Below are 15315 nucleotides of genomic sequence, written 5' to 3'. Positions count from 1 at the left end.
AGTTTTTGAAACGATTGCTTAGCTTGGCAGGCGTGGGTGGCAGCCCATTGCTTGCCTTTTTTATATATTTTGTGTTTGTGTGCTGAGTATTTAGTAGATAATTATCTGGTTGCCCTCCTTTCTGTAGTGAGTACTATGTATTTGGTTTATCAATAGCAGGGTTTGATCTGCAGGTAAGTTTTGTTTAATGCGGATGGTGAAACGAAAGCCGCTAACTTTATCATTGCCTGCTTTTAGCTGAATGCCTAATTGATTTTTCACCACTGTAGCCAACTCGGCAAAGGAGGCCTGTTTCAGATCAACATAACCGCTTTTCCAGCTTTGGATATCGTTTATATCAACGTCATGTGTATTTGAAGTACCAGCTATTCGGTCGAAGCTCAATTCCTGGCCGGGAGTTAGCAGCGCGAGGGTTTTATTTCCTTGCGTAACCCCTACCTTGCCGGTAGCAACTACCACCTTAATAGCCGGAAGATTTTTATAAGCGCTGATATTGAACGACGTGCCTAATACCTGTACATTCACCTTCTGCGCATGCACTACAAAAGGCTTTTTAGCATTGTGCACCACCTCAAAAAAAGCTTCGCCATTATCCAGGTATATTTCGCGGCGCTTTTCATCAAACTGCTGCGGGTAACGCACAATGGTTGATGCGTTAACCCAAAGTACCGAGCTATCAGCCAGTACCAATCGTTTGATCTGGCCTGCATGGGTTTGCAACGTGGCGTAAACAGTTTCTTGTTTTTTGTTTAGGCTGAGGTAGCTTATCAAACCAATAGCCGATATCAATAATACTGACGCGGCAACGCTTAGATAAGGCAGCCAAAGTTTTTTAGGCTGAATAACCGGCGGTTGGATAACCGAACCGATGCGCGATAAAAGATTGTTCTTGATATTGTCCGACAGGTTGAACCGGTTGTTTTGCGGGTACGATTCGTACCAGGCTTCAACCAGCGCCCGTTCGGTTTCGTTGGCGGTACCATCCTGGTACCTTTTTAGTAATTCCCTGAATTTATATTTATCCATCTTGACGTTTTCAGCATTAAGTCGCTGTAAACGGCCGGAAGTACTTATAAATTAAGTTATGTTTATGTTAATTATTTGTAAAGTAGCGCCAAAACGATGCTAAAGTAAGCGGCGTACTTTTCAGGATGTTTTTCTTTGATGGCGATGCGCAGGCGGCGCAATACCTCTGAGATATAGTTTTTTACGGTTTGCTCGGCCAAGCCCAGTTCGGCGGCTATATCCTTAATGCTATAGTTTTCGGTACGGAGGTGATAAATTTTCTGCAGCGTTTCGGTCATGTGGCTTACCTCATATTCGAGCGTTTTCTCCATCTCGTAGTAATCAGTATGATCGGCAATGGCGCTTTCAAGGATATTGATGCGCTGCAAGGCATCCTGAAGCCGCAATTCGTTTGTTTTTACCGAACGGAAGTGGCTCATCACGCTAAACCTAACAGCACTTAAAAGATAGGCTTCAAGTTGGGTATGGATAGCAATGGTTTCGCGGCGCTGCCATAGGCTAATAAAAACCTCCTGAACAACATCCTGCGCGGCATCCTCATCATCAAGGCGCGACATAGCTGCTTTAAAAAGCTTTTTCCAATATCGGTTAAAAAGCTCATTGAAAGCATCATGGTTATGCTGCTGAATGCCTGAAAGTAAAAGCTCGTCCGAAAGTTTTTCCATAACCCGATACAAACTTAGCTATCCAATGTTAAGAAATCTTTAAGGATCATGTGCCAAAAGGCATTATAAACTATGATTTATTATCTATTTGAACTGATCAGGTATTCCTTGCGTATGGAGGTGCTTATGCTTTGAGTGGCGGATAGCTATATTAGAGCCTATTTAATAAGTACTCCCAGGAAGGCAGTTCACGGTTAATAGCCGCTTTGAGGCATTACATTCTAACAACTTAATTTTTCTCAGGTTTAAACACCACGCTACCGTCTTTTTTAACCCTCCAGGCCGTTACCGGGTTCATGTGGTAACCACCGATATCTTTGCCCCGGGCATTGATCAATTGTTTTAGCGTGGGTTGAGTATATCCTGTTTCATCTGTAACCCGGCTCATAATTTCCGTTTCAGCGCCGTCCCACTGCCATAAGTACCGGAAATAGGTATGGGCTTTTTCCAATATGGGGCCTTGTAAGCGGGCTTCATTCCAGCTTTTACCGGCGTCGGTACTTACTTCAACCCTGGTCACTTTACCTCTGCCACTCCAGCCTATGCCACGGATCTCGATCCAACCACGCTCAACTTTTTGCGGAAAGGATGGATAAGTAATGATAGAGCGCGCATCCATTTCAAAGCTGAACATCCTGATCTTATCCTTAACCGGATATGTATATTTAGAGGTTTCTTCGCGGGTAAAATAAGGAGCATCAGAAATTTCTATCCGTCTGAGCCATTTTACATTGGTGTTCCCCTCCCATCCAGGTAGCAGCAACCTTGCCGGATAACCTTGCTCCGGCCGTATCGCTTCGCCGTTTTGGGCGTAAACTATCATGGCATCATCCCAGGCTTTATGTATGGGGATGCTTCGGGTAAGCACGGCGGCATCTCCGCCTTCGGCCAAAAACCATGTTGCTTTTGGGTTAACCCCCAACTCGCGAAACAGGGTTGAAAGCATTACACCCGTCCACTCACTTTGGCTGGTGAGGCCGAGAATCTCCTGAACAGTCATTTCCTCTTTTCCGGTGCGGAAATTACCTGCGCACTCAATAAAACAAGTGCGGGTTACAGAAGGAAAACGTTTCAGATCGTGCAGGCTAAACTTCATTGGCCTATCTACCATACCATGAATCAATAGTTCGTATTGATTTGGATCGATAGATGGTACGCCGGCGTGATGACGCTCAAAATGCAGATCGGACGGAGTGATGGTGCTGTACAGATCCTGCAAGGGGGTACGCGATGAAATATCCGATGGCTTTTTAACCGGATTTTCAAACGGTGAACGCGTACCAACTTTACCAGGCAACGGGCCGGGTTGTTTGGTAGGATCAGGAACAGCAGGAACGCCAATCTGTACATATTTTGCAAACACAGATGTTACAGGCAATATAGCCGTAGCCAAAGCACCGCCCAGCAAAATACGGCGACTGATCTTTTTTTCGGTTGTTTTTACCGGCCTATCCTGTTGTTCCATATTTATTTTACTTCAGGGCCGCCTTTGCGGTCGTCAACAATAAAAAGTTTCTGCGCCGGCATTTTTACCTGCGGAAGTGTATGCGCATTCATTACCTGGTTTGCTGCAATAATTTTGTTTTGATTAAGCAGCCAGGCGCAAAGGCTATACACTTCATCATCAGTAAGCGAACCGGGGGCATTGTAAGGCATAGCCCTGCGCACATAATCAAATAAGGTAGTGGCATATGGCCAGTAATTACCTATAGTTTTGGTTTTGCCGCCGCCAATTACCAACGGTGGACCGGGTAGTTTAACACCTTTTATCTCCTTACCATCAGCGGCGTGGCAGGCCGCACATTTATTGGTATAGATCACGGCCCCCTCTGTAATGTTGCCGCTACCTGCGGGCAAACCTTTGCCATCGGGGCGTACATCAATATCCAGTTTGCCAATTTCCCGCTGAGTAGCCGTTTTACCATAGCCGAAAGTTTTTGGCCATTTCGGCTCCCCCTTAACAGGCAGCCAAAGCCAGATCACCATCCCAATAATGATGATCAACCCGAAAATAAGGGCATGGCTTCGCCTTAGCTTTAACTTTTTCAGCATAATAAAACCTGTTAAAACAATACCAGCGCTATGGCCAGCGTAATGAAAATATTAAAGGTTTGCGCTATCAGAAACGCGTACAAAGGCTTTTTGCTATTTTCATTAAACAGATCGGCAAAGTTGGTTTCCAACCCAATGCTGGTAAAAGCCAGCGCGAACCAAAGTCCCTGTAAATTTTTCAAACTATCTTTTACCGTAGCAGCTGCCGATGGCGGCAGGAAGAATGAAAACAGCAGCGATGCACCGATAAAACCCAGTACAAATTTCGGGAAACGCTCCCAGATCACTTTAAGTGTTGGTTTGGTGTCTTTATCTTTTGCCGATGGATGCTTGGTGTACGTCCAGTAAATAGAGATAGCAAAGGCCGCTAAACCAAGCAATACGTTTTGCGAAAATTTAACGATGGTACTGATCTTCAAAGCAGTTTCGCCAACTAACGAACCCGAGGCTACAACTGCACCGGTGGTATCGATACTACCACCCAACCAGGCACCTGTAACCGCCTGCGAAAATTTAAAGTAATGGGCGATGATCGGCATAAAGATCATCATGGGGATGGCCGTGATCAATACCATTGAGATCACGTAGGATAATTTTTTCGAATCACCTTTAATAGCTCCGGCTGTAGCTATGGCTGCCGATACCCCGCAGATAGATACGGCGCTTGAGATCATCATGGCTATCTCGTCGTCAACTTTGAGTTTTTTACAAACCCAATAAGCAAAGTACCACACCGATGTCACCACCAATAAAGCCTGGATCAAACCTAATGAGCCTGCTTTTAAAATATCGCCAAAAATAACGCTGGTACCTAAAAGCACTAAACCTATTTTTACAAACAGTTCGGTTGATAGTGACGACTTTAACCACTCGGGCAGTTTTATGAAATTGCTGATCAGTAAACCTAAAACCAGGCTAAAAATTACAGCCTCAAGGTTAAGTGATTTGGCCTGGCTGCTGCCCGCCAACACAAGCGCCAGTATGGTAACGATATAAACCAGGGGAAAACCAAGCGCGTAATTTTTTATCGATTTACCGGTAATTAAAGCACCGATACCTCCGATAATAGCTACAAAAACAAATTGTAAAAGTATTTTAACCAGGTTTGTAGAACCAAGTACGGTACCGGTTAAATCGGCTCCGGTTTTCCAGCCGAAAGTTGGTACAGGTAAAAGCAGGCCTGCCAGCGACAGGATAATGATCAGGGAACCTAAAATAACTACTGCCCAATCTTCGTGCAGGGTTAGTTTAGTAGTGGTGGTTGACATAATTAGTAGTTTTTATGAAGTGATAATTTGTTATGATTTTATACTGATGTTAAACACATCTTTTAGTGCGCGTTTAGCCGAATGATAGCCGCACATGCCATGTACCCCGCCTCCCGGCGGCGTTGATGACGAACAGATATAAATACCCTTTGCCGAAGTACGGTAAGGCGAGCGCCGCAATACCGGCCGCGTAAACAGCTGGCCGATATCGATAACCCCGCCGTTAATATCCCCACCAATGTAATTGGGGTTATAGTTTTCCAGCTGGCGGGTATTGAAAGTATGCCTGCCGATGATGCGATCCCTAAAACCCGGGGCAAAACGTTCTACCTGTTTTTCGATAATTTCAGTCATATCCTTGTTCGATCCATTGGGTACATGGCAGTAAGCCCATCCTGTATGCTTGCCTTCTGGCGCACGGGTACTATCGAAAATACTTTGCTGCGCAACCAGTACAAAAGGCTTTTCGGAGTGCTGACCATCCCAGATCTGCTGCTCGCCGAAGGCTATTTCGCGTAGTGTGCCGCCAATATGTACTGTTCCAGCCAGCCTCGCTCCTTCTGCGGTAAATGGAATTGCTTCATCCAGCGCCCAATCTACCTTAAAAACCCCCATACCATATCGATAGCGCTCCAATTGCCATTTGTACAATGATGAAAACTTATGCCCGGCAATTTGAAGTAATTGTTTCGGTGTGATATCAAACAGAACAGCTTTAGCAGATGGCAATTGATCAAAAGCGGTGATATAGGTATTAACTTCTATCTTACCTCCTATCGATACAAAATATGCAGCCAAAGCATCAGCTATTTTTATCGAACCACCTTTAGGTACCGGCCAACCTTTCAAATGTCCATTGGCCATCAGCACCAAAGCAATAGCCGAGGTAGTTAAATTGGTTAAAGGTTGAATGCTGTGCGCTGCCATCCCGGCCAAAAGACCCTTGGCGTCTTCGGTTTTAAAACGTTTGGCCAAATGGATTGACGATGTCAAAGCATCCAGTCCGAAAATCGCCAGATCAACCGGGTGTTTCGGGAAGGTAAGCGGGCCTAAAACATCTGCCGCCAAACCCGGCCATGATTTTACTATGTGAGCCATTAACTTGATATAGGCATCCCTATCGGCACCCAATCCGTCTGCTGTTTCGATGATCGATTTTTTGAGCACCGCGGCGGTGCCGTTATCAAGCGGATGTGCCGCGGCAACTTCCGGGTAGATATATTCTAAGCCGAATTGCTCCAAAGGCAAAATCTCAAAAAAGGGTGAACCGGCCGCCAGCGGATGAATGGCTGAGCAAACATCATGTTTAAAGCCCGGCAGGGTAAGCTCTTCGGTACGCAGACCGCCGCCAATTTTGTCCTTGCCTTCCAGTAATAAAACCGAAAGCCCGTGTTGCTGCAATAATATGGCCGCGGCAAGGCCGTTTGGCCCTGAGCCTACTATTACTGCATCATAATCACGTTTTTCCGGTTTCATATAGGTATCTGTTTTTAGTATTTGCCCGCAACCAATTTGCTATCGGTAAGCGCGTATTGGCGGTTCACGCGGTCAAGCACAATATACACATCATTTTTCTTGTCGTCTTTACCGGTAAGCACAATGTGTGATCCCGTTGCATCGGCCGTATAATTTAGTATCATATGCGCCCGTTTGCGTTTATCTTTTAACTCCTCGGGTACACCACGTTCGCGGCGGGTTGATTGTGCCGCAGGGTCTATAGCCGTTACCTCGTTACGGATATTTTTCTGTGCTTCGGCCGGTATAAATGATTTGGCAATTTTATTATTGCTTCCTTTATCGCCGCCACGGCCTCCGCGTTTACCTTTACGCTTGCTCTGTTCTGGCAATTTATCTTGTAAATAAAGCACTTTATTCACGGTATCGGCATCGTAATAAAATACCCTTTTACCACCAGCCACGCCAGTAAGCTCGAAGTTACGGTTGATATCGCGCATTGGCGAACCGCCACCGTTTGATAGATCAAGATTTAATGGTTTGTTAACGTTAAAGGTTAACGACGACCATTTTTCGAACGTAACGCCCTGCCATCTCACCGAATCCAACGGCGAATAAGGGATATCCTGTCCATTCAGTTTAAACTCGCTTACGTTATAATTACCGCGCAACTGTTTCACACCGCTGGTACCCGGCTGTTTGTAAGGATCATATTTAAAATTTATATACTGCAAATAATACAGCCAAACCAGGAAAATCCCTATGGTCCCCGTTTTTAAAACGATGCGAGTAACCCTCAACCATTTTTGGGTAAAAACCGGGATCAGTACCGGCGGTACAGTAAAGCGTTCTTTAACTATCAGGTTATAAACCGGCACAGCATCATACCATAATAAAAATGCTGAAAACAGCACAAAGTACGAGGCATAAACGTGCACTCCGCCATCATAGGCAAAGTTTACATAAGTGATATCGCCCAAAGCCCCTAACAGCAAAATAGCGCCAAAAGTGGTGGTTTTGCGGAAGAAGAGCATGGTGCCCGCGGCCAGTTCCACAACACCTGCAAATACCTGGTACCATGGTACAATACCTACCGAAAGCCAGTAGATTTTTTGGGCGGTAAGATCGCCAAAATGGGCGTTCAATACACCCAACGATGGATAAGGCATTTGAACCGGGAACAGCTTTGTAAAGCCGAACCCGATTATGCCTATACCTGCCCTGTACCGCACCACCACGCGCAGCCAGTAATACAGGTTATGATATTGCTTGTTCTTATTGTCGATAGCCGTCCAGATAAGGCCGCCTACAATACCAATAACAAGCGCTTCAACCCAATCGATATAGCCTAACAAGTTATATGCAGGGTTTTGAAATTTGTAAATGCTTGGCGAAAACCGCGCTATATCATACAGATCGCGGTAATGCAGATGGAACCAGTTGATGGTCACCAGGTTATTCCACCATTCGCCCGTTACCGGGATACACATAATGATGAAAAAGATGAATGCGATACGGAAAGCCACACGCTGGGTAGCAGTCCATTCTTTGTGGGTGGGTTGCTCCTTTACAGGTGCAGCCTGCTGTTTCTTATTTGGCGAGGTCTCGCTGATCTCGCCTGCCTCCGGAGTTATTACGGTTGTTGCCATGATAAATATGTTTGAAGGAGTACGTTTAAAGTTTTAATGCTTTGTTCCTGCCATGGGCGGCCTGTTGCAACAGATATTTTTTGTTTACCTTATCCAACTGCGCGTATACAGAATCACGGTTATGATCAACACCTGTCAGGGTGATGGCACCGTTTGCAGATCGGGTGTAGTTAAGCGAAAACTGATCGGCCTTGTAGTTGCTGTTCCTGTTTTTAAGCAGCAAAACATGCTTAACCGTATCGGCCACATAACTGTAATAAGCACGACCGGTTGTGCCATCAAGCTCATACTTACGGTCGTCATTATTCCTGCTGATCTCTTCGGTAACAGATGTATCAGCTTTAAACCTTTTTAATGAGCCAATGCTGATGGTATTCCATTTTTCAAAAACAACATCATTCCAGCGCGAGCTATCGGTTTGCGAGTATGGCAACTGTTTGCTGTTGATCCTGAAATCGCTCACGTTGTATAAACCCGCTGCTCCGGCTAAGCCTTTAGCTTTTGGATATTGGTAGATATCGTGATGATAAGCTGCATAGGTTTTATATCCGTACAGGAAAACAAAAAAGAAAATGAACAGGCTTTTCAACACCAAACGCGATGTACGCCATTGGCCACTTAAAGATATTTTCACCGTGTTGGGCGCTGTTGGTTTGCGCAAAGCAACCAGGTTGTAAATGCGCAAAGCATCATAAGTGGTTAAGAACAGAGCTATGCTGATGAGATAAAGCGCATAAAGGGCTTCGCCGCCATCGTAAGCGATATTGGAGATGAACACGTTGCCTGTAAACACCAGGATAATCACCGCCCCAAAAGTTGTTGTTTTGCGGAAAAGTAATAACACGCCAACAATTATCTCTACCAAACCCAAAAACGATTCATAACCCGGCACAATACCTAAGCTTAACGAAAACAACTTCCAACGGTTAAAATCACCGTATGATGTATTCAAGTTGCTGATAGATGGCAGCGGCGATTGCAACGGGAAAAATTTGATAAAGCCGTAAGCGATAATGCCAATGGCCAAGCGGTAACGCAATATCACCCGAAGCCAGTAATAAAGCTTATTGTAGTTATCACTCTTTTTATCGCGTAAGCTCCATACAATAGCGCCGATTAAAGCAATCACTGCTATCAGCGCCCAATCGGCCAGGGTGCCTATGCCCCAGGTGTCTGGTGTGCTGCTGCCCGATATAAATTGCGGCGTGTAGCGGCTGATGTAAAAAATATCGCCAAAGCTCAGGCTGCCCCATTGAATGCGGAACAGGTTGCTGAAGTACTTCCAATCTAACGGAAGGGCCTGCAGCACAAAGTAAATGAAGAAGAAACGAAAAGCTGCCTTTTCATATTCCTTCCATTTGGTTTGGTTGGTGGTTAATGTGCTCATTTTTTATGTTTTTAAATTGATTTCTTTTTAGAAGACGCCGGGGGCAGATTCGAACCGCCCTACAAAGTTTTTCAACCTTTACCTCCCCACTCAGTCACCCGGCTTTATTCCTTATTAATAACCAGGATTTTGCGTTAGCGCCGGATCAACATTCAACTGATCAACCGGGATAGGCAATACCAGCTTGTTAACATCTGTTACACCCAACACAGCCGCAGCCCTGCCGGTGCGCACCAGATCAAACCAGCGATGGCCCTCTAAAGCAAACTCGATACGGCGTTCATTTTCAATAGCCAGTAAGATATCAGCCTGCGAAGTAGCTGTTGTTGCTGTTAAACCAGCACGGTCACGCACGGTATTCAGATCTGCCGCGGCGACATCAAGCTTATTTAACTGGGCGCGGGCCTCGGCACGAATTAAATACTCTTCAGCTATCCTGATAATATAAGCCGGATCGGTAGCCGGGCTGCGGTAGTACAGGTTACCATACCATAAACCAGCCGATGTTTTAGCCACCAAAGCACTCCGGTTTCCACCTATTGTAGCATCGTTAACCAGAGCTAAAAATGCCGCGTTTGGAGCCCATTGGCGGGTACCGCTATTGGCAGGCGGTTGCCATTGCCCGCGGTGACCATTGGTGTAGGTAGCGCTATAAGCCAATTCAAAAACAGATTCTTTAGTACCAACCGCATTATTGGCAAACCATGCACTATATGGCTTTAGTAAGGTATAGTTTTGAGTATCGCCCAATACAAGTGTGGCATAGCTTTCGGCGTTGGTCCAGTCTTTTTGATATAGATAGTACCTCGCTTTTAAAGCGTAAACTGTTTCTTTGTTTGCCCTTACCGGGTTTTGTGTTGTTGGTAGCGGCAATAAAGGCTCGGCGGCGTTCAGGTCACTTAGCACTTGGGCATAAGTTTGTTCAAGCGAGCTGCGTTTAATGCCGTTTTTATCTGTGGCCGATATGGTTGGCGTGGTCACAATTTGTACACCGCCCCAGGTGCGGGCCAAATCAAAGTAACATAACGCCCTAATAAAGTAAGCTTCACCCAGTAACTGGTTCTTTTCGGCAGTAGTAAGCGTGGCATCAGTAACACCCGGAAGTTTAGCAATTACATAATTTGCACGGTTTATGGTGGTATAAATAGCCAGCCAAATGCCTGAAACAGTAGCGTTATCAGCCTTTACATTATGATCGATAAATTGTTGTACGATAGATTGTGAACCCGTCCATTGCACATTATCGCCGGATAAATAACCTACCGAAACAAAGTTTACACCGTAGTAATTATCGGCAGATAAAGCCCTGTAAATACCACGCACGGCGGTTTCGGCCGATGCCCTGTCGACAATAGTTTGCGAATCTGATACCGAATCTTTAGGCTGCACATCCAAAAACTTTTTGCAGGAAGCCATCGCTACAAGTGATAAAACGGGGATAGTATATTTTATAGTTTTAAATAGTTTCATGATCGTTATCCTCCTTATAAAGTAATATTTACACCTAACTGAACTGAACGCGGCTGTGGTGGTGTACCCAGGTCAATACCCTGTACATCCTGTCCGCCACCTACATTAGATTCCGGATCCGGACCGGTGTATTTGGTGAATAGCAGCAGGTTGGTGCCTACTACATAGAAGCGAAGTGATTGGATATCGATCTTTTGTGTGAGCGACTTAGGCAGCGTATAACCAAGCGTTAATGATTTTAGACGGATAAATGAGCCATCTTCCAAAAAGCGGCTGTTTTGTTCCAACGTATAGTTATTGCCATAGGCGGTTAAGCGCGGCACATCGGTAATATCGCCCGGTTTTTGCCACCTGTTAAGCTGACTGGCAAATATTACGCGGTTAGCATCGCGGGTACCTCCGCCTTCGCCGAAGAAACGGTTAAGATTCAACACTTTATTGCCTTCTTCAAAGCTGAACAGGAAGCTGGCATCAAAGCCTTTATAAGTAATGGTATTGCTTAAGCCACCAAAGTATTTCGGTAATGCATTGCCAACAATTTGCCTGTCGGCGGTGTTGATCACGCCGTCTTTGTTCACGTCTTCAAATATGGCGTTACCTGTTTGCGGATCTACGCCCAATTGTTTATACATCCAGAACGAGAACATCGAATAGCCCTGCTGCATCCTGATCCAATCGCGGCTGTACTGGTTGATAGGTACCGGTAACGATTTGATCTTATTTACGTTGCCCGAGATATTGAAACTGGTGCTCCAGGTAAGATCCTTAGTTTTGATATTGGTTGAGTTGATACTTACCTCATAACCTTTGTTGCTTATTTTACCTACGTTGCTGTAGTACGAGCTGTAGCCAGTGATCTCCGGAACAGGCAATTGCAATAACACGTCACTTGTTTGTTTCGAATACAGATCGACAGATAAGTTAAGACGGTTATTCAATAAACCTAAATCAAAACCAACGTTAGCCTGCGCGGTACGCTCCCATTTTAGGTTTGGATTGGCAAGCTGTTGCGGTGCCGTACCTGCTTTATCACCGCCTGTAGTGTTATCAGGATAGCCTGCTCCACCGCTCCATAGGCCTTGCGCGGCAAAGTTGTTGATGCCTGCCTGGTTACCGGTAACACCATAGCTGGCGCGCAGTTTAAGATCGCTGATGGAATTTAGATCCCTTAAAAAACTCTCTTCTTTAGCGCGCCATGAAGCACCTATAGAAGGAAAGTATCCCCATTTATTATTCGTACCAAATTTTGACGAACCATCTGCCCTTGCGCTTAACTCCAGGTAATACTTACTGGCGTAGTTGTATGAAATACGGGAGAAGTATGACGATAAGTTAGCCTTTGTCCAGGTTTGGTTGGCTGTACGGGTTGATGCTGATGAGATATCAGTATAAGCATTATTAGGAAAGCCTGTTCCCTGTGCCGATGTAAGCGCAATGATATTGCTTTGCAGTGTATTACCAGCCACAACGTCCAACGTATGTTTATCGCCAAAAAGGTGGTGATAATTTAAAGTTTGCTCATTGATCCAGGCTGTGCTCTGTGTGATAGCTGATGTTGCAAGGCCGTTGGTTGGCGATGCGCCTAATTGTGTTTTATCATTCCAATATTCAGATTCGTTGTAGTTGTTATAATCAACACTCCAGCTTGAGCGGAATTTTAAGCCTTTCAATATTTCTACATCAGCATAAACGTTGCCTATATAGCGAAGACTTGTGGTGTGTACGTTATAATTATCGATGAGTACCTGCAGGTTATCAAAGCCTGCGTAACGGGCAGGAGTACCATCGGGATTTGTTTCGGGCAAATAGGTTGGTGTATGTAACGCCGACTGGAACAAACCGCCCGCAGGGCCATCACCCGCACGGGCCTGGTTACGGTACGAACGCGAAATGCTGTTACTTGTACCCACCTGTACCCTATCGCTTATACGCTGATCAAGGTTTACTTTAAAGCCTAAGCGGCTAAAATCTATCGGTTTGATATCAGCCTGCTGCTTGGTGTAACCTGCGCCGATGTAGTATTTGGTATCTTTCGAACCACCCTCTAAAGAGAGATCATAATTAGACAACAAGCCGGTACGGAACAACTCGCCCAAACGGTCATAAGTTTTTTGATCAGATGGTAAGCCCCTTGGTGCAGGCGAAGCGGTTGGGTTATCATCAGCTGCACGGAACGGCACGTATTTGTAGGTGTTCATTCCGGCTGCATTACCTGCGGCGGTAGCATCTGCTTCCGAGTTACGGTAAAACTCATTTACAATTTCGGCATGTTGCGGGCCGGTGGTTAACTTCCATAACTTATCCTTCGGTTGCCAGGCCAAACCTTGCGATACGTTGAAATTAACTTTTGGTCGGCTGTTGTAATTACCGCGTTTGGTGGTCACTATTACAACGCCATTTGCACCGCGTGAACCATAAATAGCTGTAGCACTGGCATCTTTCAATACTTCAATATTTTCAATATCGTCTGGGTTGATATCAGCAATTGGTGATGTTGCCCTGCCACCGGTGTTAACCGTTTGCAGACTGGTGTTATTTAAAAACACACCATCAACTATATAAAGCGGATCATTGCTGGCATTAATAGATGTAGTACCACGTACGCGAATAAACACACCATCGCCCGGTACGCCGGTGTTTGAGTTGATCTGCACACCCGAAGCTTTACCTTGTAGTTGTGCATCGAAACTGGCTACGGGAGTTTTCTTTACATCATCACCTTTTACGGTTGATACAGAGCTGATCAGGTCTTTACGGGTTCTAGTACCATAACCTACTACCACCACATCATTCAGTTGTTGCGGGATCGGTTTCAGGAAAATTTCGATGGGGCTACCATTAACTACAATTTCCTGCTGCTCATAGCCAATAAAACGGATTATTAAGGTGTAAGGGAATTTTTGGCCGGTTACAAAATCAAAGCGACCTTCGGCACTGGTTGATACAGCGTGGGTAGTGCCTTTGATAGATACTACAGCACCAGGTAAAACATCTTTGGTAGCGGCATCAAATACGCGGCCTTTTAAAATTGAGTTAACTGTTGCCGGTGGCTCCTGCTGGGCTGCTGCTGCAAAGGGCAAAAAAAACAGGAGCAGGAAAATATATTTAAAAAGTACAGTTGTGTTTTTACGGATAAATATTTCCATATTTAACGAGGTTAAAATAAATGATCAATGCGTTTACTTTAGCTCAGATGCAAACCGGCGGAGTGATTGGCGTTACGTTGCTGGTTTGTCATTGCCAAACCCGGTAAGGCTTCCTTGCCGGGTATTTTTTTATCAGTTAGGGGTATTTTTTAGTTCATATGCTGTGTTAAGTGCCTTAAAATTTAAATCGCATTTTTCATAGTGATGCAGGGCCGGTAGGTACCCGCTATAATCATTTTCAACAAATAAATAGTGTTATTTACAACAACAGCAAATACATGCGTTTGGAGCTGTGCGCATTTGCTGTGCCTGTTCTGGAAGTACTGTGGTGGTGGTAAAAGAAGTGTTCATCACTCTTGTTTTTTTAATAGTACGGCGACAAACATAAAGCTTTTCAAATAAACTACCAAATCCATAGACTTTATATTGTATTTGTTACAATTGTTACACGTAGTTACACTGCATTTTATATTCTCAGCATCCTCACCTATCAAATTTAGATTTTAGGCTTTATCAAGTTTAAATAAAGCTTGGGTCTTTTTGCTGAATTCAGGGAAACAGCATTATTATTTTCTGTCCATTGCATGAAGTACCGTATATTGGATATTGATTCTCTGTAAAGCAGGGACAATTATAGAAGTATAAATAGCTTTTTAAGTGAATTTGAATAAGATATTATAAATAATTAGACTTATTGAATGAATAAAAAAGAAATAGACCACAAAAAATAAATAATATTATTAAATACTACCAACACTGTAACCATATCGATTAATATTCTCCTGATTAACGGAGTAACTGAGCATGTTTTTTCTGTATAGTTTGCGATTGATTGTACTCTTGACAAAGGGAAGATTTAGCAAACTTGACTTCCTTAAGAGAGGTTTGGGAAAAGATTAGCAGGCCCGCCCTGTACAGTTTGGGATTGCTTCGTGCCTCGCAATGAAGATGGGAGAGATTAGTTCTTAGCGCCTTAGCCACCCTTGCGAGTTTAACCCTCGTGAACTATCTGCAAAAAAAAACTTTGCGTCTTAGCGCCTTTGCGTGCTTAATCTATACGTCATGCAAGGCTTCGGAAAAGTATGTAAACGCAAAAAGCCTTAGTTGTTGACTAAGGCTTTGCATTTGTTACACCATTTAAGGCGATAAAGATCGGCACCGACCTACTCTCCCACGTTTTACCGCAGTACCATCGGC

Annotated in this window: 10 protein-coding genes and 1 tRNA gene; all 11 read right to left on the bottom strand. The window is 44.6% G+C overall.

The window, feature by feature from the left end:
- Positions 1 to 90: 90 nt before the first annotated feature.
- The 11 genes from AAFN85_RS15985 to AAFN85_RS15935 all read right to left on the bottom strand — a co-directional run bounded on the left by AAFN85_RS15985 (position 91) and on the right by AAFN85_RS15935 (position 14118).
- A complete protein-coding gene (locus AAFN85_RS15985) occupies positions 91 to 1026 on the bottom strand; it encodes a FecR domain-containing protein (protein ID WP_347528603.1) in 936 nt (311 codons plus the stop codon).
- Between the two features lie 71 nt (positions 1027 to 1097).
- The gene (locus tag AAFN85_RS15980; protein WP_347528602.1) at positions 1098 to 1691 is read right to left on the bottom strand and encodes a sigma-70 family RNA polymerase sigma factor; all 594 of its coding nucleotides are present in this window, start codon (positions 1689 to 1691) and stop codon (positions 1098 to 1100) included.
- 229 nt (positions 1692 to 1920) lie between these two features.
- Positions 1921 to 3156, bottom strand: a complete 1236-nt coding sequence (soxC, locus tag AAFN85_RS15975; RefSeq protein WP_347528601.1) for a sulfite dehydrogenase — start codon at positions 3154 to 3156, stop codon at positions 1921 to 1923.
- A 2-nt stretch (positions 3157 to 3158) separates the two neighbouring features.
- Positions 3159 to 3743 carry a cytochrome c gene (locus AAFN85_RS15970; RefSeq protein WP_347528600.1) on the bottom strand — a complete coding sequence of 195 codons (585 nt, stop codon included), beginning with the start codon at positions 3741 to 3743 and terminating at the stop codon, positions 3159 to 3161.
- An 11-nt stretch (positions 3744 to 3754) separates the two neighbouring features.
- Positions 3755 to 5011, bottom strand: coding sequence for a putative sulfate exporter family transporter (locus tag AAFN85_RS15965; RefSeq protein WP_347528599.1), 1257 nt, complete (start codon positions 5009 to 5011; stop codon positions 3755 to 3757).
- Between the two features lie 30 nt (positions 5012 to 5041).
- Positions 5042 to 6487, bottom strand: coding sequence for an NAD(P)/FAD-dependent oxidoreductase (locus AAFN85_RS15960; protein ID WP_347528598.1), 1446 nt, complete (start codon positions 6485 to 6487; stop codon positions 5042 to 5044).
- Positions 6488 to 6501: 14 nt separating this feature from the next.
- On the bottom strand, positions 6502 to 8115 hold the full coding sequence (locus AAFN85_RS15955) for a hypothetical protein (protein ID WP_347528597.1): 1614 nt from the start codon (positions 8113 to 8115) through the stop codon (positions 6502 to 6504).
- Between the two features lie 25 nt (positions 8116 to 8140).
- Positions 8141 to 9502, bottom strand: coding sequence for a DoxX family protein (locus tag AAFN85_RS15950; protein WP_347528596.1), 1362 nt, complete (start codon positions 9500 to 9502; stop codon positions 8141 to 8143).
- A 34-nt stretch (positions 9503 to 9536) separates the two neighbouring features.
- Positions 9537 to 9606, bottom strand: a tRNA-Phe gene (locus AAFN85_RS15945).
- A gap of 10 nt (positions 9607 to 9616) precedes the next feature.
- On the bottom strand, positions 9617 to 10972 hold the full coding sequence (locus tag AAFN85_RS15940; protein ID WP_347528595.1) for a RagB/SusD family nutrient uptake outer membrane protein: 1356 nt from the start codon (positions 10970 to 10972) through the stop codon (positions 9617 to 9619).
- 14 nt (positions 10973 to 10986) lie between these two features.
- Positions 10987 to 14118, bottom strand: coding sequence for a TonB-dependent receptor (locus AAFN85_RS15935; protein ID WP_347528594.1), 3132 nt, complete (start codon positions 14116 to 14118; stop codon positions 10987 to 10989).
- Positions 14119 to 15315 lie beyond the last annotated feature (1197 nt).

This window comes from Mucilaginibacter sp. CAU 1740 (genome assembly GCF_039839285.1).
Classification (GTDB): Bacteria; Bacteroidota; Bacteroidia; order Sphingobacteriales; family Sphingobacteriaceae; genus Mucilaginibacter.
This window is presented reverse-complemented; position numbering and strand designations above follow the sequence as displayed.

Excerpts from the sequence above, each read along its gene's own strand:
- AAFN85_RS15985 (WP_347528603.1), bottom strand. The coding sequence starts at position 1,026 with ATGGATAAATATAAATTCAGGGAATTACTAAAAAGGTACCAGGATGGT.
- AAFN85_RS15980 (WP_347528602.1), bottom strand. The coding sequence starts at position 1,691 with ATGGAAAAACTTTCGGACGAGCTTTTACTTTCAGGCATTCAGCAGCAT.
- soxC (WP_347528601.1), bottom strand. The coding sequence starts at position 3,156 with ATGGAACAACAGGATAGGCCGGTAAAAACAACCGAAAAAAAGATCAGT.
- AAFN85_RS15970 (WP_347528600.1), bottom strand. The coding sequence starts at position 3,743 with ATGCTGAAAAAGTTAAAGCTAAGGCGAAGCCATGCCCTTATTTTCGGG.
- AAFN85_RS15965 (WP_347528599.1), bottom strand. The coding sequence starts at position 5,011 with ATGTCAACCACCACTACTAAACTAACCCTGCACGAAGATTGGGCAGTA.
- AAFN85_RS15960 (WP_347528598.1), bottom strand. The coding sequence starts at position 6,487 with ATGAAACCGGAAAAACGTGATTATGATGCAGTAATAGTAGGCTCAGGG.
- AAFN85_RS15955 (WP_347528597.1), bottom strand. The coding sequence starts at position 8,115 with ATGGCAACAACCGTAATAACTCCGGAGGCAGGCGAGATCAGCGAGACC.
- AAFN85_RS15950 (WP_347528596.1), bottom strand. The coding sequence starts at position 9,502 with ATGAGCACATTAACCACCAACCAAACCAAATGGAAGGAATATGAAAAG.
- AAFN85_RS15940 (WP_347528595.1), bottom strand. The coding sequence starts at position 10,972 with ATGAAACTATTTAAAACTATAAAATATACTATCCCCGTTTTATCACTT.
- AAFN85_RS15935 (WP_347528594.1), bottom strand. The coding sequence starts at position 14,118 with ATGGAAATATTTATCCGTAAAAACACAACTGTACTTTTTAAATATATT.